Origin of the sequence: Pseudodesulfovibrio piezophilus C1TLV30 (assembly GCF_000341895.1) — a bacterium.
GTDB classification, from domain to species: Bacteria; Desulfobacterota; Desulfovibrionia; order Desulfovibrionales; family Desulfovibrionaceae; genus Pseudodesulfovibrio; species Pseudodesulfovibrio piezophilus.
On the sequence record NC_020409.1, the window covers coordinates 1,120,619 to 1,143,766 of the forward strand.

Sequence of the window (23,148 nt, forward strand, 5' to 3'; positions counted from 1 at the left end):
GATATATAATTTATGGCAAAAGAAGAAGGAATCACAGTCCAGGGCACCGTCGAAGAAGCGTTGCCCAATGCAATGTTCCGTGTGGAACTTGAAAACGGACATTCCGTGCTCGCACATATTTCCGGAAAAATGCGCAAATTTCGTATTCGTGTTATGCCCGGCGACACTGTTACCGTCGAACTCTCCCCCTACGATCTGACACGCGGTCGCATCACCTTCCGCCCACGCTAAATTTCTTTTAAGGTCGTTTGCCACGACCGCAAGCTTGGCGTAAGATGAGACGATCAATGCCGCTGCGCGGATTGCCTGCGCAGGGGATTGATCGTTTTAGGCTTGCGCGCTCTCATTTTTTTTACATGTCACACGACAAGGATACTATGACTACTTTCCAGGAACTAGGCCTGTCCGCAGGGACTCTCGAGGCCTTGGAATCCAAGGGGTTTGAGAGCCCCACCCCCATTCAGGAGCGCACCATTCCGTTGTTGCTCCAGGGAAATATCGATATCGTGGGCCAGGCCCAGACAGGGACAGGCAAGACCGCAGCCTTCGGTCTGCCCATCATTGAGACAGTACAGGAAAAGGGCGGCCGAGTGCAGGCTCTCATCCTCACCCCCACCCGCGAGTTGGCCATTCAGGTGGCTGATGAAATCAATTCACTCAAAGGGAACAAACGCATCAGGATCATCCCCGTCTACGGCGGCCAGGCTATCCACATGCAATTCAAGGCGCTCAAACGTGGTGTTGATGTGATTGTCGGTACTCCAGGCCGAATCATGGACCACATGAAACGAGGCACGCTCAAGCTCGACCAGCTTGACTTCTTTGTTCTCGATGAAGCTGACGAGATGTGCAACATGGGCTTTGTGGATGATGTTCGCGAAATCCTCGCATCTGCAAACACAGATAGGCGCACCCTGCTCTTCTCTGCGACCATGCCCAGAGAGGTCATGCGTATCGCAACCGAGTTCATGCGTGACTACGAGACTGTCACCGTCAAAACAACAAAGAATGACTCCCCGCTGATTCGCCATATCTTTCACGAAATGGCAGACTCCGATCGCTTTGAAGCCCTTTGCCGTGTCATTGATGCTCAGCCCGAATTCTATGGTCTAGTCTTCACTCGAACCCGAGCTGATGCGGATACCGTCGCAGAACGGCTCAACGAACGCGGCTATCCTGCTGAACCGATCCATGGCGAGATCTCTCAGAATCGACGGGAAGATATTCTCAATCGATTCCGCAGACGCCGGGCCACAATCCTGGTCGCTACAGATGTGGCTGCGCGAGGTATTGATGTGCCGGACCTCACTCATGTGGTGAACTTTGCCCTGCCGCAGGACCCGCCGACCTTTGTTCACCGTACAGGCCGTACTGGCCGTGCAGGCAAAGAAGGCATAGCCATCACACTGATCACACCCAATGAATTCCGTAGACTGATGTATATCACCAAAAGCTCCGGCATCGAGATATCCAAGGAAAAATTGCCCCGAATTCAGGATGTCATCTATTCCAAGAAGAGCCGGATGGTTACCAAGCTCGAATCAATCATGGCTGAAGACGATCATAGTGCCTACCAGCCCATGGCGAAAGAATTGATGAGCGAACAGGACCCTGCTGAAATTATTGCCGCCCTTCTTCGTCATACCTTCGGGGATGAATTGGTGGAATCCAGCTACAAAGAAATCGACACGATCACTCAGGGGAATCGGGGCAGAGCAGATCTGATCTGTGCTCTTGGTCGCTCTCATGGCATGAACCCCAAGGAGTTTGTCGATTTCATCTCCAAAACTGCCAATATCAAGCAATGGTCAATTCAGCACGTTCGGGTACAAGGGAATCGGACCACCTTTACTGTACCTGGAAATGAAGCCAACAAGGTTATTGACCTCATTAATTCGAGAGATGGTCGCCAATTGATTACCCGTGGGGAAAACAATTCAAGACCACCCTCCCGTCGGGATTTTAAAAAGACAGGCGGTCCAAGATACGGTAAACGGCCCTTCAAAAAACCGTACAAACCGAAAAAAGATTAAAAAAAAGTCCCCGTGAATCTGATATTCACGGGGACTTTTTTTACGAAGAAAACACCTCCGCAAGGACCAGCCTGAAATCAACTGAAATGAAATCAAAGACGGTATGATACCCAAGATATTGGAAAAATCGGGAAGCCCCGTAAATAATTCCCCATTGGGTTCGATCAAAGTCCAGATTGCCAACAATAACAATTCTCTTTTCATCAAGGTTTCTGATATGAACGGGAAAAGCTATCTCATTGCTGATGCCGCGCAAGGAGAGCGCCCCTTGCATCATTGCATTCGGCCGCGACACTTCCCCTTTTTCGACGATTCGAATCAGAGAAGTCTCAAAACGTGCCTCGGGAAACAACGTCGTAAAAAAGAAATCATCAGAATGAAGATGCCCCTCAAGAACCGAATGCAAAGCATCTCCCTGAAGATCGAAATTCCTGAGGCTGTTCATATCAATGACAAATTTCCCGGCCAGTTCCCCCCTGGCATCAAGAGTTCCCCGAGACAACGCGAGACTCCCTGTATGAGAGCTGTTGGCATTACGCCCAGTCCATTGAATTTCCGATTCTTCTGGAATAAGTGAATACAGCCGTGAAGCCAGCAGAAGAGGAGGATGAGCAGCCTCGACCGTATCAGGAGCACTCCCTGCCAAAGGACGATTTTCCTCACGCCATTCTCCTAACCCACCCGGAAAAATTGAAACACAGTGATATCCGGCGCGGCCCAATTTATCAGCCGCCACGACACAGTCCTGCGACTTTTCACCAGCCCCATAGAGGACCAAGGACGTCTCCTTATCCGGCACCAGAGCTTCCATCAAAGAGAGAAATGCGACTTCATACACGCAAGCATTGACTGCTCCGGGAATATGTCGACTCTCAAAATGTTCTGGCGGCAATGTATCCACAAGGACACACTCTTTCCCCACCATCAACTCCTGAATTTCTCGTGCAGTCAGTCGTTCGACAAACTGTGTTTCCATAGATATCTCCTTGAGCACATCCTTGACATGGTCACCCGCTGGTACCTCTCATTGCCCATACTCAAAGATGCCCTATAGCGGCAACAACTTGCTGTTTTTTATAAAAGGAATCTCGGAAACCAGAGTTATGCATCCCTCAAAATTGATCAGCCTGAAAACAGAAACTCCTGCGTCCAGACCGATCAACTTTATCAAGTAACTTTTTAGCTTGCTGCCCGACTCGTTCCGTGAATTTGATGCAGGTAGTGCAAAATATCCTTTTGATCGTCCAGAAAACTCCTGAACTGACTTTTTTTGACAGTTATCCCCAGTCCCCCGGCTTGAGCAGGATTAGCAAGAACCAGGGCAGGACAGGACTGATTTTCCTCACCAAGCACATCTACAAGGGCCTTTCTTGGCTGATCGTAATCGACATAAACAACATTGATCTTTTCGCGCAGCTCCGGGAAATAACTCAAAATGCCTTCCAGAGCGATACAATCCGGGCAGTAGAATGGACCAATGGTATCTTTGGTGAAATCACCTCGCAAAAGAAACAGGATATCTTTCATGTTCACTCCTTGGTGTTAGAATATTCCATACCTTAAGGATACCTCTATCACCCAAAATTGCAAAGGGAGGCTCACTCTTGCGAAGAATGACTCAAGACTCCTTCTCATCCCGAGTTTTCCTCGAAGCAAAAGCCCCCCATGCATAGTAGATGCATGGGGGGAGTCTCTTATATGAACGAATCGACTTGAGCGAAGATCAACGGAACTGATCTTTCATTACACTCTTGAATATTAGAATTTTTCGAAATCATCATCTCCCATATCCATATCAAATCCGCTTCCGCCAACACTCTTGCTCCCGGCTTTCTTCTGCCCGCTCTGAAGAGCGCTTCGGTATTTCATATCCTCCCCTTTAATGTGAGAAGTCAGCCAATCCTTGAGAAAGCGCATGACCTCACTGGAGATGGTTATCTTGCCGGACTTGAAATCCTTTTCGAGTTGGGTGGCTTTCTCAATCAGTTCGGCATGAAGTTTCTTGTGTTCCCTGGTTTGCGGATAGCCGTGAGCATCGAAAAGACGCTCTTCGTTTTCAAAATGCTTCACCACATAGGTCTTCAATTCCTTGAAAATAGTTTCCATGGCTTCAGTCCCTTTGCCCTCAGCCATGGCATTATTCAACCGATTCACAATATCGACGATAACTTTATGCTCTTCATCAATGGCATCAATACCCACGGAAAAGGAATCATCCCAAGTGATGAGATGACGGCTTTTCTTTGGTGCCGCAGATGACACCGCCGGTGCTGAACGGCGCGAAACAGTCACGACCTTCTTTGTCTGGAGCGGGGCTGTTGGCCTGGGGGCGGGTTTTCTTACCTGAGGCTTTACACTTGTTCGCACCGCAGACGTGGAAGCCAAACGAGTCTGGCTCTGACCGGTATTGAAGAATTGCATGGACTGCTGCAACTCCGTGGCATGTCCTGTGAATTCCTCAGCGGATGCAGCAAGTTCCTCGGAGGCGGCTGCATTCTGCTGAATAACCTGATCCAGATCCTGAATGGCATTATTGATTTCCTGAGCACCGATATTCTGCTCATTACTGGCTGAAGATATCTCCTGTACCAATTCGGCAGTCTGGCGAATATCCGGCACCATCTTCGTCAACATGTTCCCGGCAGCATCGGCCTGGGATAAAGTTGACGTTGATAAATCCCCTATCTCGGCAGCAGCAGTTCCACTGCGTTCCGCGAGTTTTCGTACTTCACTCGCCACAACCGCGAACCCCTTCCCAGCTTCCCCGGCCCGAGCAGCCTCGATAGCGGCATTCAGGGCAAGGAGGTTGGTTTGCCTGGCGATTTCCTCGATAATGGATATTTTTTCAGCAATGTTCTTGATTGATTCCACGGCCTTTAAAACAGTCTCACCGCCTTTCTGGGCATCCTCTGCTGTCTGGGTCGCAATTTTTTCCGTCTGTTGAGCATTGTCAGTATTTCGACTGATCTGAGATATCATCTCTTCCATGGCAGAGGAAACTTCCTCCACAGCCGCAGCCTGCCGAGAAGCACCATCTGCCAGAGACTGGGCCGAACTGGTGACTTCCGTGCTTCCCGAAGCGACTTCATCTGCACCTGACTTCGCCCTGGTAGCTATGCCGCGCAACCGGATCACCATGGTCCCAAGCGCAGTTGTCAATTTGCCCAGTTCGTCATCAAACTCATTAGGGACATCACGGGTAAGGTCTCCACCTGCAACCCTGTCAGCCAATTCCACAGCATCGCGAATAGGACTGATGATGGAACGAATAATCAAGAGACATAAGGGGAGCACCACAAAGACAAAGACAGCAAGAACCGCCCCTCCGCTCCACATGGCATATGCATTGACAAGGGCATCCATGGATTCGGAAATAGTCATTTCCTTCTCGTGAACATTATCAATATAGACCCCTGTGCCGATCCACATGTCGGTTCCGGGGATCATGACAGCATAGGAAAGCTTGGGCTGGTCTCCCTTATTGGGTTTGGGCCAGATATATGTTACAAACCCGCCTCCTCCATGGGCTTTCTTATTCAATTCCTGCACCAACATGATGCCGTTCTTGTCTTGAAGATCGCCAAGATCTTTGCCTTGAAGCGATGTATTGGTGGGAAGAGCGACGTTGATGGTCTGCCTGTAAACAAAGAAGTACCCGGAACTATCTTCTTCAAATCGGACGCCTGCTACCAATTTTCGGATAATAGCTTTTTTTTCTTCAAGATCAGGTATTTCCTTAATTGCATCCCCAATACTGGTCGCCATGGATTGGGTGGAAACCGAAAGTTTCTGGCGTTCCCCCTCAAGCATTGCAGCCGTGGAACTTTCTATTCCCAACGCCTTGATATGATTTATTCCGTTAAAAAAAGCGACGAGAATGCCTATGGTAAAAAGAACCACGACTCCCATCAATATGATCATCCTGACTTTGATAGATATCTTGCGAAGCATGAAATTCTCCAGTGTAAAAAAACATTTTCGACTTAGCATATTGAGTAAAGTTCATCACTATCAATTATAAATATCGCATAATATCAATAATTGACGGTGTCATAAGACCGGTATAGTTTGTTTGATCGGACAATTTGTCAATGCATCACGGAGCCCCAATGAGTGACCACGATAGAAGCAAAGAAGAACTCGCCATAGAGCTTGCCTCATTACGCGCCTGCCTGGAGCTTCCCCAGAGCATGCCTGCACAACTTCATCCCTCCGATGAAACATATAAACAAGTTCTCGATGCACTGCCACAAATGGTCTATGAAATGGATGAAAACGGTCAGTTCATCTATGCCAACACAGAAGCCCTCCGCTCTTTCAACTATTCTCACAAAGATTTCCTCAATGGCGTCAATCTGGCCCAGATAGTTGATCCAAAGGACCTTGAACGAGCAAAAGACAACATGGAAAAGGCCCTAAGCGGCAATGGCTATCAGGGCGAAGAGTATACGGGCATCCGAAAGGATGGCTCGCGCTTTCCACTCAAGGTTTACTCACAAACCGTTTACAATAAAGCAGGTGCTCCTGTTGGCATCCGAGGGACAGTTCTCGACCTTTCAGAGGTGAGACAGGCGGAAAAAGCCCTCAAAAAAAGTGAGACATACTACCGGACCCTTTTTGAAAACACCGGTACGGCCATGGCCATATTCGGTGAAGATTCCGTCATCTTGAGCTGCAATTCTCAATTCGCCCGCCTCTCCGGCTTTGCCGTGGCGGATGTAGAAAAGAAAATGATGTGGACACAATTTGTCCGCGCCGATGAAATCGACCATGTTCACAGGAAACACGAATCCACACGAGGGCAGATTTCCGAAAAACCGCACACCTACAGATGCACCTTCATACCCCGAACAGGGGAAGAAAAACTGATCCAGGTTTTCATGCAGCTTATCCCGGAAACCCGTAACAGGGTATGCTCTCTCATTGATGTCACCGAAGTGGTTCGGGCGGAAGAAGCCCTGAAAAAAAGTGAAGCATACTACCGGACCCTCTTCGGCAACACGGGAACGGCCATGATCATATTTGGCGAGAATGGCATTATTCAAAGCTGCAACGCCCACTTTGAAAAGCTGGCAGGATGTCCCTCAACTGAAATCATCGGGAAAATGCTGCTCTGGGATTTTGTTTCACCCGAAGACCTTGACCGGATGATGATGTATCATGAGAGAAGGCCGTCTGAAAATCGATACACCCCTCAAGATTACGAATTCAATTTTCTCACTCCGGACAATAAGGAAAAAATCGTCCATGTCTTCATCCAATACATCCCCGAGAGCAGTGATCGTGCCTGTTCTCTCATCGATATCACTGACAGAAAACAGATAGAGCAGGCACTCCGTAAAAGTGAAGAGCGTTACCAGCTTGTTGTCCAAGGTGCCAACGACGGCATATGGGACTGGAATCTCGAAAGCAACTACGTGTATTACTCACCCCGCTATAAAGCGATTCTCGGTTATGAGGATCACGAATTTTCCAATACAGCCGAATCCTGGACCGACCATGTCCACCCGGATGACCTTGCGCATACCATCGCCGCCAATAAAGAATGCATTGAAGGGAAAAAAGACAAATTCGAAGTGGAATACAGGATGCGTCACAAGGATGGAACCTACCGATGGATTCACGGTCGGGGTACAAGCACACGCAATGAACAAGGCGATATATACCGTTTGGCAGGCACACATACCGATATCACCGCACGCAAACTCCAGGAAAGGACTACTAATGCAAGATACGCCATTGCCAAGGCCATTGAGACATCCGAAGCCATGCATCACCTCTATGCTGAAATTCACGGAGTGCTTGATCGACTCATTCACGCCGGTAATTTCTTCATAGCGCTTCTCGATGAAAAGAACGACCGGATCACTTTTCCCTACTTCAAAGACGAAAAAGACGAATACAGAGATATAGAGAATGTCAGCAATCCCAAAACAAAAAGTCTCATAGGCCATGTCCTTCGATCCGGCGAACCCATATTCTTCTCAAATGCCAGCCCTGAAACGGCCCGTCCGGAGTTGCAGGCAGACACGATAGGCACACCGGCAGCGGTCTGGCTTGGCGTCCCGCTTCGACTCAAAGATAAAGTTGTCGGAGCCATGGCAGTACAACACTACAGCGACCCATATCACTACTCCGATGCCGATGTTTCCCTCATGAAAGCTGCCGCCGAACAGGTCGCCATCGTTATTGAACGGAAAGCCAACGAAGAGGCTTTAACCCGACTGAACGAAGAGCTGGAAAGCAAAGTTGAAATGCGCACTGCGGAACTTCTGGAAAACACGGCACAGCTTGAAGCAGCCAACCGTCGATTGACCGAGCTTGATGAGATCAAGTCCGCGCTGGTTTCATCTGTTTCCCACGAACTGCGAACTCCACTGACATCCATTCGAGGTTTTGCCAAACTGACCGGAAAGGATTTCGTCAAGTTCTTCACGCCACTCTCTCATTCTCAACTTCTCAAGGAAAAAGGGGAAAGGATAGTCAAGAATCTCGAAATCATTGAAAGTGAAGGCGTTCGACTCACACGCCTCATCAATGATTTCCTGGACATTAATCGTATCGAATCCGGTAAGGTTATCTGGAATGATACACTCCTCAATCCGTGTGAAGTCATACGCAATGCATCCAGCGCCCTGGTCGGAGCTTTTGCCGCCAAGCCGGAAGTCGCCCTCTTCACCAACATGCCCACCAAGGTTTCTCCAATCAATGCAGACCCCGATAAAATCCAGCAGGTTATCATAAACCTTCTCAACAATGCCTGCAAATTCACACTCGAAGGAACTGTGACTGTTTCGCTCTTGGAAAAAACGGATCACCTGCTTATCTCTGTAAGTGATACCGGAATAGGTATCCCGGAAGATGAACAAAAGCACATCTTTGAAAAGTTCCATAAATCCCGGGCCGGTGACACCATCAGCATCAAGGATAAGGGCACTGGATTGGGATTGGCCATCTGCCGAGAAATCGTGACCCATTACAAGGGGAAGATTTGGGTAGAATCAATTCCAGGTAAAGGAAGCCATTTCCATTTTACCATACCGACAATTTCCGGCACTGAAACATCCTGCCTATGAGAGCAAAGGCACTCTTGCCATATCTCCTCGCAGCAGATCCCCCCAATTAATTCGCGAACCCCGCAAGCACTTCTTCCAATTCATCCTTGTCAAAGGGTTTGACAAGATAAACATCCACTCCGGCGCGAAGAGCAGTCTGACGGTCGTTCTCTGCCGCATGGGCGGAAAGAGCGATAATCGGAATTGTATTGCAATGCGCGTAATTCGGATCGGTACGGATCGCTCGAGTGGCACCAAGCCCATCAAGCCCAGGCATTTGGATATCCATCAGGACGACATCGAAAGCACTCTCGGAAAGCTTCTCCAGGCATTGAAATCCATTCTCGGCACACTCAACCGAATGTCCCATTTTCTCGAGAATACGGTGCGCCATGAGCCTATTCACCTTCTCATCTTCCACAAGAAGAATACGCAAAGAAGCTGAGACGGACTGGTGTTTTTTCACAGTATAGAGAGGGAGAAGTGTCCCTCCTCTTTTAAGCTGTACACAGAAAAGAAGCGTGGTGCCAACACCGACTTCACTTTCAAGAACGCACGTCCCCTCCATCAAGTTGACGAGTTTCTGGACAATTGGCAATCCGAGACCAGTCCCCTGATATTCTCGGGAAAGAGAGCCATCCACCTGAGTGAAGGCATCAAAAATATACTCGATTTTATCATCAGGAATTCCGACTCCGGTATCTTCTATGGCAAAAAACAACCGGGCCTTCTCTTCCTCTTTCGATTGCAGACCATACACCTCTATTTTGATGCTCCCTGATGGTGTAAATTTGATCGCATTACCAAGCAGGTTGAATATGACCTGTCGCAGACGCCCCACATCGCCGGTATAGGTTCCCAAGACATTTGTATCGATGTGATAAGTCATGGAAAGCCCTTTTTCCTTGGCCTGGAGCTGAAAGAGATTGATGCTTTGCGTGATCAAATCCTCCAGGTCAAAAACCTCTTCCAGCAACTCCAGCTTCCCTGCGCCTATCTTGATGAAATCAAGGAGATCATTGAGGACTCGCATCAAATTTTTTGACGACTGAAGTGCGGTAGACAAAAAAGAAAGCTGCTCCTTGTCAAGTTGTGTATCATTGAGAAGTTGGAGCATCCCCATGACACCATTGAGCGGTGTTCTGACCTCGTGACTGATATTGGCCAAAAATTCATCTTTGGCCCGGTTGGCAGCCTCGGCACTGATCCGTGCCGCCAAAAGATCCTCCTCACGCCTCTTCAACGTTGCTGACATGGTATCAAAGGCTTCCGCCAATTCACCGATCTCACCATCAGTATAAGGGACCCCGCTTCCCTGAAAATCTCCATCCTGCCCCAAGCGCCGCGTCGCCCAGATAAGCTTGTTCATTCTTATTCCGATGCTTTTCCAGGCGAGTAGCCACGCCAGCAGCACAGCAACGCATAGAGAAAAGAAACTGGCCAATATGCCCTGCACCATCGCCATATTGGTTGTTTCCAGAACCCTGCCTCGATCAAGGCCCATGAACATGTACATATAGGGAGGGGCATGCGGTGCAAGACGAAGGGGCTCATAGGCCATTATTCGCTGCAACTGATCTGACCCTTGTGTATGAATGATCCCAGGCTTGGTTGCATTCCGTACGATATCAAAAACTTCCTTCTTGATCCGACCGCCCGCCTTTGCTCCGTCAGGGGCAGGACGACGGAATAGCCGAAGTCCATTCCTGTCACACAATCCGAAAAAGGCTCCCTTTGGAAAAGCTGAATTATCAAACAACTCTGTATAATGATTCAAATCAACACCGATAATAAGAGCACCGAGAGAACGACCGGATTCATCAAGAACCGGCATTCCAAATGGGAAAATGGACTTTTTACTCGTCTTTCCAATCACATATTCGCCAAAAGAAAACTCCTTTTGTTCCACCGCATCCCTAAACTGTTTGCGATCGGCAAAATTGAATCCCTGATTCTCCCCTTTACCGATAGCCAAGACATCACCGTGCTCATCAAGCAAAATAGCATTCGTATAAATAGGATTGGCCTTGAGCAATGTCTCAAGAATCCGAGTACTCCCAGGTATATCCCTCTGCTTGATGGCGGGTAATTCCGAGACAGTTCGAAGTAATGTTCTCGTTGAATTCGTGATTCGACGCTGCACTTCACTGAAGCCATGGAGAAAGAGCGTGGTATCCCGCTCCGCAATCCGGACCGCTTCATCACGATGATTGAACTCAAGTAAAAGGAGAACCAAGAAGACCGGAAAAGTGGCCCAAACAACGATATATATAATTTTCTTCCGGAGAGAACCATGGATCAGTTTGAAAAGCATTCTCCATTCCTTTCAGCAGTGTGTTATCTTCAAACCGAGAGAAAATTACACCTGTCTATAAATACAACCGATAGCATAGATAAAAAGGGTTGTCTCCACACCCTCTTATTTTTTTAAGGGAGGGGAAAAATAATCCGCCCCCAATAGAGGTTTAGTAAAAATCAAAAGGGCTAGGGAGAAAAGCACTGTTTTTTTTCACTTTCAGAGGTTGAGACCTCTTTCCATGGAGAAAAAAGCCAAGATATTCTTTTGATGCGACCTCTCCAACGAAAAGCTCATTTTCAAAAGGACAAAAGATGGCAAGCGGCGAAGAGTGGCATGCTCCTGCCGCACAGGGAGAAATACGTTAGAAAAAAGAAAAGGGGTTTACGCTGACACGCAGCGTAAACCCCTGAAAAAATTGGTGCCCCCAGCGCGATTCGAACACGCGGCACCAGGATTAGGAATCCTGTGCTCTATCCACCTGAGCTATGGGGGCACACAAACATCCGGAAATACCGAACGCAGGGAAATGTCCCTAGCTGAGCAGGCATAAAAAGGCAAGCTTTTCATCTATTCAATCATGCGATTTTCCTGATAACAAGCGTTCCATCAATTTAAAAATCGTTCAAAAACACAGTTATACATTGATTGATTGACACGCTCTGTTGTAGGCTTAAAAACTACCCATACCCATTATTCAGAAAACTCGACATCCTCGGACAACCAGGGCGACTCCATGACTCTCAAACAAAAGACTCTTCTTGTCACGGCTGCTGGCGTTATCGCCATTCTTTTTTCCGGCATAGCCCAATTCTGGACTATAGACAGGATCAATACGGCTTGGACAAACTACAAAAACGAGGCAGAAGTCAGGGAAAGACTTGTCTCGGATATTGAAAACCAATTCGGTTACGGTGGAATTATCCATAATTTCAAAAATTTCGTTCTGCGAGGAAATACTAAATACCTTGGGGCCATCGCGAAAAACAGATCTCAAATCCTTAAGGATATCAACAGTTATAGACAATTTTCAATATCAAAAGAAGAAAGCAAGGCTCTTGATGTCATAGAATCCGTCATGGGATTGTATACAAGCAATACTTCCATGGTGAAGAACATGTTTGAAAATGGTGCCACGCCATCCGAAATAGACAAAGCCGTCAAGATCAATGACACCCCGGCCTTTAAGGGATTCAAAACCCTGAGAGAACATGTTTCCGCCTTGGGCGACAGCGCCCACTCCGAGCTCTCCACAGCGTCGCAACTTCAGCTTGTTTTTCTTATCATAGCATTCATTGCCCTGGCAGCTGTCATCATTGTGGCCGTCATCATTCAACGCAGTCAGACCGGCACCATTATCTCGATGTCCAGAACAATGACAGACATTGAAGCGAGTAAGAATTTTTCCAAGCGCATTCATGATGGGCGCACAGACGAAGTCGGACAACTGACTCAGACTTTTGACAAACTTCTTGCCAATATCGAATCCATGCTTGCTTTGAACCGAGCCGTGCTCGACGCGGTTCCCGACCCCATATTCCTGGGCAAGAATGGCAAGGTCGTTTTCGGCAATACTGTTGCCGCAGGCTACGCGGGTGTTCATGTCAAAGATTTTCCGGGGACTGATGCCTCGAGAGTACTCGTCAGAGCAGAACACGCAAAAGAGCGCGGCCACTATGTAACCTGCCTTAAAGACGGAGAAGAGGTTATCCTCGACGAGATGACAACCGAAGTTTCCGATAAAAGCGGGCAGACGCTCGGTTCTCTTGTTGTGGCACGCGATGTCACCCTGCTGGTCCGCAGAGAGGCGGAATCAGAAGCGAACCTGACCATGATCAAGGAAGTAAGTGCTGAAATCAACAATGCCGCCCAGGAACTGGTCAGCTCTACAGGTGCGCTGTCTGCTCGGATCGAATCCATCTCAGACGGAGCCCATGCCCAACGCGAAATTTCCGGCGAGGCAGCTGCTGCCATGGCAAAGATGAATGAAACGGTTCTGGACGTTGCCCGGAATGCTTCCGGTGCTGCCGAGCAGGCAGAGCAGGCGCGCGCAAAAGCCGTGGAAGGCGCAGAGGTGGTGGAAGAATCCATCAACTCCATATCCCAGGTCAACAGGCAGGCAGATTCTCTCAAGCAAAGCATGGACGTCCTGGGCAATCATACGGAATCCATCGGGGCCATCATTGGTGTGATTAACGACATAGCAGACCAGACAAATCTTCTGGCCCTTAATGCAGCGATTGAAGCAGCCCGCGCAGGAGAAGCGGGTCGAGGATTTGCCGTTGTCGCCGACGAAGTACGGAAATTGGCAGAAAAGACGATGGATGCCACAAAAAACGTCGCCAAAGCTATCGAATCCATACAACAAGTTGCCCGAAAAAATATTGAAGACATGGAAAACGCATCCAAATCCGTCGGTTCAGCCACAGACCTGGCAGGAAAATCAGGACGGGCCTTGGGAGCAATTGTCGAACTTGTCGAGGGGACTACCCGACAAGTCCAATCCATCGCCCAGGCTTCGGAAGATCAGTCAACGAGCAGCGAAATGGTTATGAGTTCAGTGAGCGAAGTCAGCATCATCTCGGACCAGACCGCCGATGGAATGCGTGAATCAACCGAAGCTATTCGCGGACTCACCAACCTCGCACAACGGCTTGAAGAACTGGCAGCCAAAGCTGGCTAACACTTTTCGACTCGGTGACAAAAGACTCTTTTTTGGTGCAAAACCATTCACACTATTTACACGACAGAAAAAAGTCCTATACTTCGAAAACGCGGCAATACCGCAATCCTGTTTTCCGCATCTGTTTTAGGAGGCTTTTATGATCCGTCGACTTTCTCAATACACTCTGGCACTGACTCTTGTGCTGGCATTGCCGGCTCTTGCGTATGCCAACGGCCTTCCGGTCTTTACGGAACTCGCCGCAAAAGCGGGCAAATCAGTTGTTTTTATTTCTACGGAAACAACGACAAAAAGCAACCCGCATGTGCAACAATTCAGACAGCAAATACCCCAGGGGCAACGCTTCAGAGATTTTTTTGAACACTTCGACCAATTTTTTGGACAACAACAACGCCAACCACGAAAACAACGTGCGCAAGGGTCAGGGTTCGTCATCACTCCAGATGGCCAGATTGTCACGAACAATCACGTCATAGATGGAGCGGACAAGGTTACCGTTCGATTCCAGGACGATAATACGGAATACGTCGCTCGAGTGATCGCCAGTGACAGAGAGACAGACCTCGCAGTCATCAAGATCGACATAGACAGACAACTTCCTGTTTTGAAAATGGGTGATTCTGAAGCCATTCAGGTAGGTGAATGGGTTCTTGCTATCGGCAACCCTTATGGCTTGGACAACACCGTCACAGCAGGAATCATCTCGGCCAAGCACAGAATTATCGGAGCTGGACCGTTTGACAATTTTCTGCAAACAGACGCTTCCATCAACCCAGGCAACTCCGGTGGGCCACTGCTGAATATGCAGGGCGAAGTTATCGGGATCAATACAGCCATTAATGCTGCTGCCGAAAATATAGGCTTCGCTATTCCTTCCACCCAGGCCGAAAAAATTATCAATCAACTCCGCGAAGGCAAGACCGTCAAACGTGGCTGGCTCGGAGTCACCATCCAAAGCGTTGGAGAAAATCAGGCCAAAGCACTGGGCCTTGCTGAGCCGACAGGGGCATTGATCGCTTCAGTTGCCGAGGATCAACCAGCTGACAAGGCCGGAGTCCTCCAAGGTGACGTTGTTCTTGAGGTCAATGGAGTCAAAACAACCGACAACAACGAATTGCTGAGACAAATAGCCAGCCTCAAACCCGGCGACAAAGCCAAGCTCACTTTGTGGCGCAACGGCAAACAAATAGCCAAGACGGTCACCTTGGGCGAACGAGGGGAAAAGACCATGGCAGCCATGCGCCCGCAACACCCCGATCAGGAAGCCCTGGTGCTTGGTATGTCACTCAAGACAATCACCGAAAAAGAGGCAAATGCCCTGGGACTGGAACGACCACAGGGACTGCTTGTCATCCAGGTTGATGAAACATCCCCCGCTGCAGATGAAGGAATCCGCCAAGGCGACGTGATCATCCAGGCTAATCAGCAGGATGTAACCTCCACTGCAGGACTCAAGAGCGTGATCGAACGCGACAAGAAACGTGGAGCGGTCATGCTCCTCATCAAACGCCAAGGGCAAAATATCTTTGTGGCCCTTCCGCTTGAGACAAAATAGATTACAACCTGGGGCTCCTCCGGGAGCCCCTTTTTATACCCAATGAACACCCATTCGTCCCTTACTGAAACTATTGTGGCCTCTCCGGCCAAAATCAATCTTCATCTGAGCATCCTCGGCCTACGAAAAGATGGGTACCATGAATTGGTCACACTCTTTTATCCGGTCACCGAGTTGTACGATACGATTCGAATAGAACCTGGCCATGATGAAAACATGTTTATGCGATGCCCCAAAAGACCGGAATTGGAATCAACCTCCAATCTCATCTACAAGGCATGGAAAACTTATGGGGAAGCCACAGGATTCCAACCCGGCCTTTTTATCACTCTTGATAAGAATATCCCCCTGGGAGGAGGGCTTGGCGGCGGGAGTTCCAATGGCGCAACGATGCTTCGCTGGCTCAATGACAATGCAGGCAGCAAAGCGCTCGGTACTGCCGAGCTTCGCTCGCTTGCAGCACAACTGGGAGCTGATGTTCCTTTTTTCCTCTTGGATGGACCAGCCTGGGCCGAGGGCATAGGAGAAAAACTCGTTCCATCGGAGATATCTCTTTCAGGCATGACACTGCTTCTTGCTCTTCCGAACATCCATGTTGAGACTTCATGGGCTTTTCAAGCGTGGGATAACAACAATCCATTTTCTTCTGTCAGCAAACTCTTGACAACCCCTCATAACGATACTAAGAATCCATCTCCCGTTTCGGAACTGGTTGTGAAAAACGACTTTGAGCCAACTGTCTTCGCAAAGCACCCGGTGCTTCGCGAAATAAAAGAGAAGCTTATCAATGTTGGAGCAATCAGCGCTGCCATGAGTGGTTCAGGGGCATCTATATTCGCCCTGTTCCGCAGCAGAGTTGCAGCAGAACAAGCTGCCGTTGCTCTTAAAGGAAACGAGATTGAAATTTTTACGATGTGTTGTCCTTGACAACCATCAGTTGACAGACCGGTCTCATTCATTTCAAATATCGGGATTACACTCCGAATACTTTGAAGACCGGACTTGATACGATCTGTCCCCATACCATGGGGAAATATGCTGGGGCGTCGTCAAGCGGTAAGACACATGGTTTTGGTCCATGCATTCGAGGGTTCAAATCCTTCCGCCCCAGCCAATTTTCAGACAAACTGCATAACGGGGTTTCCACATGCACGGTGAGTTGAAGATCATCAGCGGTTCCGCCAGCCCAAAGCTGGCCGAGGCCATTTGCGAGCATTTGGGCACCAAGCCCTCTCCAGTGCTCCGCGAACGTTTCTCCGATGGAGAAATTCGAATTGAGATCGGTGAAAACGTCCGCGGTGACGATGTCTTTGTTGTCCAGCCGACCTGCTCTCCAGTCAACTACCACCTTATGGAACTCTGTCTTATGCTGGACGCGCTCAAGCGAGCCAGCGCATCCCGCGTGACGGCAGTTGTCCCTTACTTCGGCTACGCTCGCCAAGACCGCAAGGTTGTTCCAAGAGCACCTATATCTGCCAAACTGGTCGCTGATATAATGTCAGCAGCCGGTATGCAGCGTCTTGTAACCTGCGACCTGCACGCAGGTCAGATTCAGGGCTTCTTCGATTGTCCGGTGGACAATCTCTTTGCCGCTCCGGTACTGCTCGAACACCTGCGTGACCGGGATGATGATTTTGTCATCATTTCGCCTGACGCAGGCGGTGTGGAACGTGCTCGCGCGTATGCAAAGCGCCTGGGAGCTTCTCTGGCTATTGTAGATAAGCGCCGTGATGCTCCCAACCAGGCAAAAGCCATGCACATCATTGGTGATGTAAAAGACAAAGTTGCCGTTGTCATCGACGACATGATAGATACCGCCGGGACCATGTGTGCCGCCGCAAATGTGATCATGGATAACGGAGCAAAGGATGTCATGGCCTGCGCAACTCACGCAGTCCTGTCTGGGCCAGCTATTCATCGTTTGGAAGAATCCGCATTTTCCGAAGTCATAGTCACTGACACGATCCCACTCAATGACGAAAAAGGATGCTGCAAAAAAATCAAACAGCGTTCTGTAGCCTCCCTGCTCGCAAAAGCCATCAATAATGTTCACACGGAATCTTCCGTGTCTGTCCTGTTTATATAAGTTGTCATGCGCTGACATGTTCGCTGAAAACAATTGCATGAATGAGTTCTTCTTATCATACGTTGAATTCTTTCAGACAAGTTAGCGTCACCATAAACCATTTGAAGCGCGAGCGTCCGTTCATGGTGAACGGCCAGGGCGTAAAAGGAGAAAACATCATGGCAGAACTGCTGAAACTGAATGTTCAGGAGCGCACCGAAGTGGGCAAAGGCCCTAACCGCCGTATGCGCGCCACCGGAAAAGTTCCCGGCATCTACTACGATGCTCACGGCACCAACATCATGGTGAAAATGGACATGGTTCCCCTGCAGCAAGCTTACGCCAAAGTGGGTAATGCACAGGTTTTCGAGTTGGTCCTGGAAAAGGATGGTAAGACCGAGACCAAGCCAGCCCTGATGTGGCGTGTTCGCAATGAGCCTGTGACAGGCCACCCCGAGCATGTTGATTTTTACGGGGTTGACCTCGACAAGGAAATCAAGATTCCCGTCCACTTCGAGATCACAGGTTCCTCCCCGGGCGTCAAGCTGGGCGGCCGCATGGAACTGTATCGCGAAGTCGTGGAAGTCGTCTGTAAACCTATGGACATTCCCGAGAGCATTGTTCTCGACATTTCCTCGATGAATCTCTTGGACTCCATCCGTATTGAGGATGTTGTTTTCCCAGAGGGCGTCACACCGATCTTCGATGAAAACTTCGCAGTCCTCACTATCACCGCCAAGCGGGTCGAGGATGACGGAGAAAGCGAAGATGAAGGTGAGGAAGAAAGCACAGCTTCCGAATAACACCCCACATTGTAATACTATCACCTCCCGGGGTGCGGATTTCCGCACTCCGGGAGGTTTTTGCTTCATTGAAGAGAGGCTGATATACTCCGCCCTAGGTCGGCGATCATCACGCGAGAGGCAGAGCATACATGGATTTCAAAGGCGTCATCATCGGATTGGGCAACCCCGGTTCACAATACGAGACAACCCGTCATAATATAGGGTTCATGCTTGTGGACAGGATTATTGCCATGGCTCAAGGCCGCAAAAATATGCACCTTGAGCAAATAAATGAATCCGGTGACTATGAACTCTGGAAAGTCAAATTTGCCGGAGCTTACAGGCTCTTAGCCAAGCCAATGACTTACATGAATCTCAGTGGCAAAGCTGTTTCAAAAATATGCGGTCGCCATACCCTCAGCGTGGATCAGGTCATGATTATTCATGACGAACTGGACCTTCCTGTTGGGCGAATGAAACTGAAGAAAGGTGGGGGAAACAACGGACATAATGGATTGGAGTCAATCCAAAACAGCCTTAATACTCCCAATTTTTACAGACTCCGACTTGGTGTCGGACGCCCGAATGATCAATTCAAACCAATAAGCGAGTGGGTTCTCGAACCATTTATGCCAGAGAACGCCATACACATTCCGGAGATTATCGAGCATGCCTGCAAGGGGCTGGATATTTTTTATCGCCGGGGGGTCGGGTTCGCTACCCAGCACATCAACGGTTTTTCCATAGCAGAGCCGGAAAAAGAGAATGCGGAACAAATCGAGGACGATAATGCCGACAGGCAAACAGACTCCTAAATTTTGTTGTCATGGACTCTTTCCCGCATTTTCGGTATGCTGACTTTCTGCGCATGTGAATTAGCAGAAGCAAGGAGCTTTGTCGCCAGTGTTCAAGGTTAATGAGTTAGTTGTCTATCCTTCCCAGGGAGTCGGTCGTGTCGAACGTATCGAATCCCAGGAAATCGGCGGTGTCAAGGCTGATTTCTATATTGTTCGCATTCTGAGTAACAATGTGACCCTGATGGTCCCTGTTGCCAATGCCGAAAATGTCGGCCTGCGCTCCGTGTGCAGTAAAAGAATCGGACAGGAAATCTTTGAATCTCTTAATGATCGATCGGAATTTACCGGCTATACTGGTCAGAATTGGAACCGACGCTACCGCGAGTACTCCGAAAAGCTCAAGAGTGGTGATCTTTCTGATGTTGCCTATGTCCTCAAGGAACTTTTCCTCATCGGCAAGGACAAGGAGCTTTCATTCGGAGAGCGCAGACTTCTCGAGCAGGCCATGGGACTTGTTTCCATGGAACTCGCCTATTCTGTCGATCGAGACCAGGAATTGATTAAAGAAGATATTAACGAAATGTTTGCTGATGTTATTGCTGCACAGGAAGAAAAATCATAAGGGACTTGTCAACACGTCCGGTTTAGGGTACTCCGAAACTGTTGCCGCCTCTGCGGCTTGATTCATATATCCCACTACAATCGTTAATTGAGACGCGAAAGTCGTCACTGAATCAGACAAGAGGTAATTCTTTTACCGCCTTGGACGACGTTTTGATCGGTCCATTTCCATCCCCGATATATTTCGCTCCCTAGGAAATACGTTGACAGTCCCTCAGTAACCAAGACTCTCAACGCCTTTCTACCAAAACCTCTAAACATCGAAATTTCAAACCTATGGCCGAGAAAAAGACTGCAAAAGAAACCCCGAGAGGCAAAGGCAAGCCCGCCGCCCGAGGCAAGAAGAAAACTGTCGCTACCCCGAACGGGAATGGTGTCGACAGGCTGAATCTGGCTGAACTCAAGCTCAAATCCATGCAGGACCTCACGGACCTCGCTGTCCAGTTGGAGGTTGAGAACCCGAGCGGGTTGCGCAAACAGGAGCTCATTTTCGAGCTTTTGCAACAATGTGCTTCACAGAATGGACAAATCTTTGGTGACGGTGTCCTTGAAATCCTGCCTGACGGCTTTGGTTTCCTCCGTTCCCCGATGTACAGCTACATGCCTGGTCCTGATGACATCTATGTATCACCCTCGCAAATCCGTCGTTTCGGACTTCGCAAGGGTGATGTTGTTTCGGGGCAGATCCGCCCCCCCAAAGAGGGTGAACGGTATTTTGCTCTCCTCCGTGTCAGTGAAATTGGCTACGAGAAGCCTGAGCACTCCAAGAATCTCGTCCTTTTTGACAACTTGACGCCTCTGTATCCCGAAGAGCAACTCAAGCTTGAAAATGGTGACAAGAATTATTCTTCACGCATAATTGATCTGCTTGCTCCCATCGGCAAGGGGCAGCGCGGTGTTATTGTGGCCCCGCCCCGCACCGGTAAGACCATCATGTTGCAAACCATTGCCAACTCCATCAATGCCAACCATCCAGAGGTGGACCTCATTGTCCTGCTCATTGATGAACGGCCTGAGGAAGTGACGGACATGCAACGCACGGTCAAGGCCGAAGTGGTCAGCTCCACCTTTGATGAACCACCGCAGCGTCACGTTCAGGTGGCCGATATGGTCATCGAAAAAGCCAAACGCCTTGTTGAGCGCAAGCGGGATGTTGTTATCCTACTTGACTCCATCACACGCCTGGGCCGTGCTTATAATGCGGTGACTCCGTCGTCCGGACGAGTTTTATCCGGTGGCATCGATGCCAACGCCCTCCAGCGTCCCAAGCGATTCTTCGGTGCAGCACGCAATATTGAAGAAGGCGGTTCACTGACGATTATTTCAACCGCACTCATCGATACAGGGTCTCGCATGGACGAAGTCATCTTCGAGGAATTCAAGGGAACCGGCAACATGGAACTCTATCTTGACCGCCATCTCTCGGAGAAACGAGTCTACCCGGCTATTGACATCAACCGCTCTGGTACCCGCAAGGAAGAACTGCTTCTGGAAGAAGACGTTCTCAACCGCGTCTGGATTTTGCGCAAGCTCCTCTCGCCCATGAGTTCTATAGACTCCATGGAGTTCCTGCGCGGCAAGATGAAAGGGACGAAGAACAACAGACAATTCTTCGAATCAATGAGCAAATAGCAACCCAATGAAAATGACTCGAAGCGGCCTTTCAAGGCCGCTTCGTTTTTTGTGCAATCACACGGTCAAGGTTGCCATGAGACGCCAAATGGTTACTATGAACTCAGTTTCATTCTAACCGAGGTAAGCACGTGAAGCGGCTCCCCATCATTCTGACAATTTTCATCATCTGCATGACACTGGTTTTGACACCGGCTACCATGGCGCATGCCGGAATCCTCCCGGAAAAGCAGGTGACCATTCGCGATGAAAACGAAATGGGTCGAAAATTCGACAAGCTTATTCGTCTTCAGATGCCCATGGTCGGCGACACTCTCATCACCGACTATATTGAAGGACTTGTCCAACGCATTGTTGCGGCAAAACGCCCCATGCCTTTTCATGTCAAAAGCGCAGTGATTGCCAATTCCGCACTCAATGCCTTCGCAACTCCTGGTGGATTCATCTATGTTTTCACCGGGTTGATCCAAGCCGTGGAAAACGAATCTCAACTGGCTGGAGTCATAGCTCACGAACTTGGGCACGTCTCCCAGCGCCACATGGCGAGCCGGATAGAAAAACAGGGCAAGGTCGGCATGCTCACGATCGCCGGAGTTCTGGCCGGTGCCTTTCTTGGCATTGCCGGTGGATCTGGCTCAGGCAAAGCAGCTCAAGCCATCATACTCGGTTCCCAGGGAATGGGCACTGCTGCCATGTTGCAATACTCTCAGGAAGATGAAAATGAGGCCGACCATGTCGGCATGAACTCACTGGTCAAGGCTGGTTTCAATCCAGAAGGTATGCCACAGACTTTTGAGTTGATGCTCAAAAATCGCTGGTTCACCAGTTCAAGCTCTGAAATGCCCGCCTATCTTTCGACTCACCCCGGTCTTGCAGAGCGTATAGACTATCTCAACGGACGCATTAAGCGCATGCCCGAGTCCTTTTTGGATCGAAAGGACGACAACACGACCCTGGTCAAAGTCCAGGCTCTGGTTCGTTCCAAAATGTCACCTGAAACAACTGCCCTTGCTTATTATCAAAATATAGCACCTTCCAAATATACAGCGCTGGATTACATGGCACTTGGCAATGTCCAGGCCCGGCTCAAAAATATGGATCAGGCCGCCGTTGCTTTCAGCAAGGCCTTGGCCATGGAACATCAGGACCCACTGATCGCACGCGAAGCAGGGATTTTCTATTTCAAAGCAGATAGAAAGGCTGAGGCCTTCAGATACCTTCAGCTGGCAGTCATCAAAAACAAACATGATGCCCTGGCACTCTTTTACCTGGCTCGAATGCAAGCCGAAGCCGATCAGTATGACCGGGCCGCATCCAACATGCGCAAAGTCCTCGAGCTGGTCCCGGAAGACCCGGAAGTCCACCATCACCTCGGCATGATTCTCGGAGAATCCGGCGATGCTTTCAGCGGGAACCTGCACCTTGCCTACGCCGCCATATACTCTGGAGATATCGCAAAAGGCCGTTACCACGCAAAACAAGCCAAAACTGAAGCCAAAACCGACGCGCAGGAACAGCAACTCAAAGACCTTGAGTCAGTGATTAACGAACGGACAAAGAAAGACAACTAGGCGCTCCTTGAACACTGAACGGTTTTCACGTAGTTTGCTCTCCTTCCCAGTGAAC

16 protein-coding genes and 2 tRNA genes are annotated in these 23,148 nt (G+C 49.2%); 13 read left to right on the forward strand and 5 right to left on the reverse strand.

Annotated features, from left to right (window positions below; translation table 11 throughout):
• Positions 1–12 precede the first annotated feature (12 nt).
• Both infA and BN4_RS05385 read left to right on the forward strand, forming a co-directional pair.
• Complete coding sequence (gene infA / locus BN4_RS05380) at positions 13–231, forward strand: translation initiation factor IF-1 (protein ID WP_013513878.1); 219 nt, start codon at positions 13–15, stop codon at positions 229–231.
• 146 nt (positions 232–377) lie between these two features.
• Entirely contained in the window at positions 378–2,033 is a 1,656-nt protein-coding gene (locus BN4_RS05385) for a DEAD/DEAH box helicase (RefSeq protein ID WP_041720675.1), read from the forward strand.
• A 40-nt stretch (positions 2,034–2,073) separates the two neighbouring features.
• Here BN4_RS05385 and BN4_RS05390 read toward each other — a convergent pair whose 3' ends face one another.
• The 3 genes from BN4_RS05390 to BN4_RS05400 all read right to left on the reverse strand — a co-directional run bounded on the left by BN4_RS05390 (position 2,074) and on the right by BN4_RS05400 (position 5,984).
• Positions 2,074–3,009 (reverse strand): YceI family protein, encoded by a 936-nt coding sequence (locus BN4_RS05390; RefSeq protein WP_015414355.1) that lies wholly within the window; start codon positions 3,007–3,009, stop codon positions 2,074–2,076.
• Between the two features lie 203 nt (positions 3,010–3,212).
• Positions 3,213–3,560, reverse strand: coding sequence for a DUF3088 domain-containing protein (locus tag BN4_RS05395; RefSeq protein ID WP_015414356.1), 348 nt, complete (start codon positions 3,558–3,560; stop codon positions 3,213–3,215).
• A 231-nt stretch (positions 3,561–3,791) separates the two neighbouring features.
• Positions 3,792–5,984 carry a bacteriohemerythrin gene (locus tag BN4_RS05400; RefSeq protein ID WP_015414357.1) on the reverse strand — a complete coding sequence of 731 codons (2,193 nt, stop codon included), beginning with the start codon at positions 5,982–5,984 and terminating at the stop codon, positions 3,792–3,794.
• A gap of 158 nt (positions 5,985–6,142) precedes the next feature.
• Here BN4_RS05400 and BN4_RS17040 point away from each other — a divergent pair, with 158 nt between their 5' ends.
• Positions 6,143–9,109: a PAS domain S-box protein gene (locus BN4_RS17040; RefSeq protein ID WP_015414358.1), complete on the forward strand. Its 2,967-nt coding sequence runs from the start codon at positions 6,143–6,145 to the stop codon at positions 9,107–9,109.
• 46 nt (positions 9,110–9,155) lie between these two features.
• Here BN4_RS17040 and BN4_RS17045 read toward each other — a convergent pair whose 3' ends face one another.
• Both BN4_RS17045 and BN4_RS05415 read right to left on the reverse strand, forming a co-directional pair.
• Positions 9,156–11,402, reverse strand: coding sequence for a response regulator (locus tag BN4_RS17045; RefSeq protein ID WP_015414359.1), 2,247 nt, complete (start codon positions 11,400–11,402; stop codon positions 9,156–9,158).
• Between the two features lie 401 nt (positions 11,403–11,803).
• Positions 11,804–11,880 (reverse strand) — tRNA-Arg (locus BN4_RS05415).
• 240 nt (positions 11,881–12,120) lie between these two features.
• Between BN4_RS05415 and BN4_RS05420 the strand changes: the two genes are divergently transcribed.
• The 10 genes from BN4_RS05420 to BN4_RS05465 all read left to right on the forward strand — a co-directional run bounded on the left by BN4_RS05420 (position 12,121) and on the right by BN4_RS05465 (position 23,093).
• Positions 12,121–14,067: a methyl-accepting chemotaxis protein gene (locus BN4_RS05420; RefSeq protein ID WP_015414361.1), complete on the forward strand. Its 1,947-nt coding sequence runs from the start codon at positions 12,121–12,123 to the stop codon at positions 14,065–14,067.
• Between the two features lie 139 nt (positions 14,068–14,206).
• Complete coding sequence (locus BN4_RS05425) at positions 14,207–15,622, forward strand: Do family serine endopeptidase (RefSeq protein ID WP_015414362.1); 1,416 nt, start codon at positions 14,207–14,209, stop codon at positions 15,620–15,622.
• 42 nt (positions 15,623–15,664) lie between these two features.
• Positions 15,665–16,549, forward strand: coding sequence for a 4-(cytidine 5'-diphospho)-2-C-methyl-D-erythritol kinase (gene ispE, locus BN4_RS05430; protein ID WP_015414363.1), 885 nt, complete (start codon positions 15,665–15,667; stop codon positions 16,547–16,549).
• A gap of 112 nt (positions 16,550–16,661) precedes the next feature.
• Positions 16,662–16,736 (forward strand) — tRNA-Gln (locus tag BN4_RS05435).
• A gap of 33 nt (positions 16,737–16,769) precedes the next feature.
• Complete coding sequence (locus BN4_RS05440) at positions 16,770–17,708, forward strand: ribose-phosphate diphosphokinase (protein WP_015414364.1); 939 nt, start codon at positions 16,770–16,772, stop codon at positions 17,706–17,708.
• A 158-nt stretch (positions 17,709–17,866) separates the two neighbouring features.
• Complete coding sequence (locus BN4_RS05445) at positions 17,867–18,490, forward strand: 50S ribosomal protein L25 (RefSeq protein WP_015414365.1); 624 nt, start codon at positions 17,867–17,869, stop codon at positions 18,488–18,490.
• Positions 18,491–18,621: 131 nt separating this feature from the next.
• On the forward strand, positions 18,622–19,287 hold the full coding sequence (pth, locus tag BN4_RS05450; RefSeq protein WP_015414366.1) for an aminoacyl-tRNA hydrolase: 666 nt from the start codon (positions 18,622–18,624) through the stop codon (positions 19,285–19,287).
• An 88-nt stretch (positions 19,288–19,375) separates the two neighbouring features.
• Positions 19,376–19,891 (forward strand): CarD family transcriptional regulator, encoded by a 516-nt coding sequence (locus BN4_RS05455; RefSeq protein ID WP_015414367.1) that lies wholly within the window; start codon positions 19,376–19,378, stop codon positions 19,889–19,891.
• A gap of 275 nt (positions 19,892–20,166) precedes the next feature.
• The gene (rho, locus tag BN4_RS05460) at positions 20,167–21,522 is read left to right on the forward strand and encodes a transcription termination factor Rho (protein WP_015414368.1); all 1,356 of its coding nucleotides are present in this window, start codon (positions 20,167–20,169) and stop codon (positions 21,520–21,522) included.
• Positions 21,523–21,653: 131 nt separating this feature from the next.
• On the forward strand, positions 21,654–23,093 hold the full coding sequence (locus tag BN4_RS05465; RefSeq protein WP_015414369.1) for a beta-barrel assembly-enhancing protease: 1,440 nt from the start codon (positions 21,654–21,656) through the stop codon (positions 23,091–23,093).
• Positions 23,094–23,148: the final 55 nt, after the last annotated feature.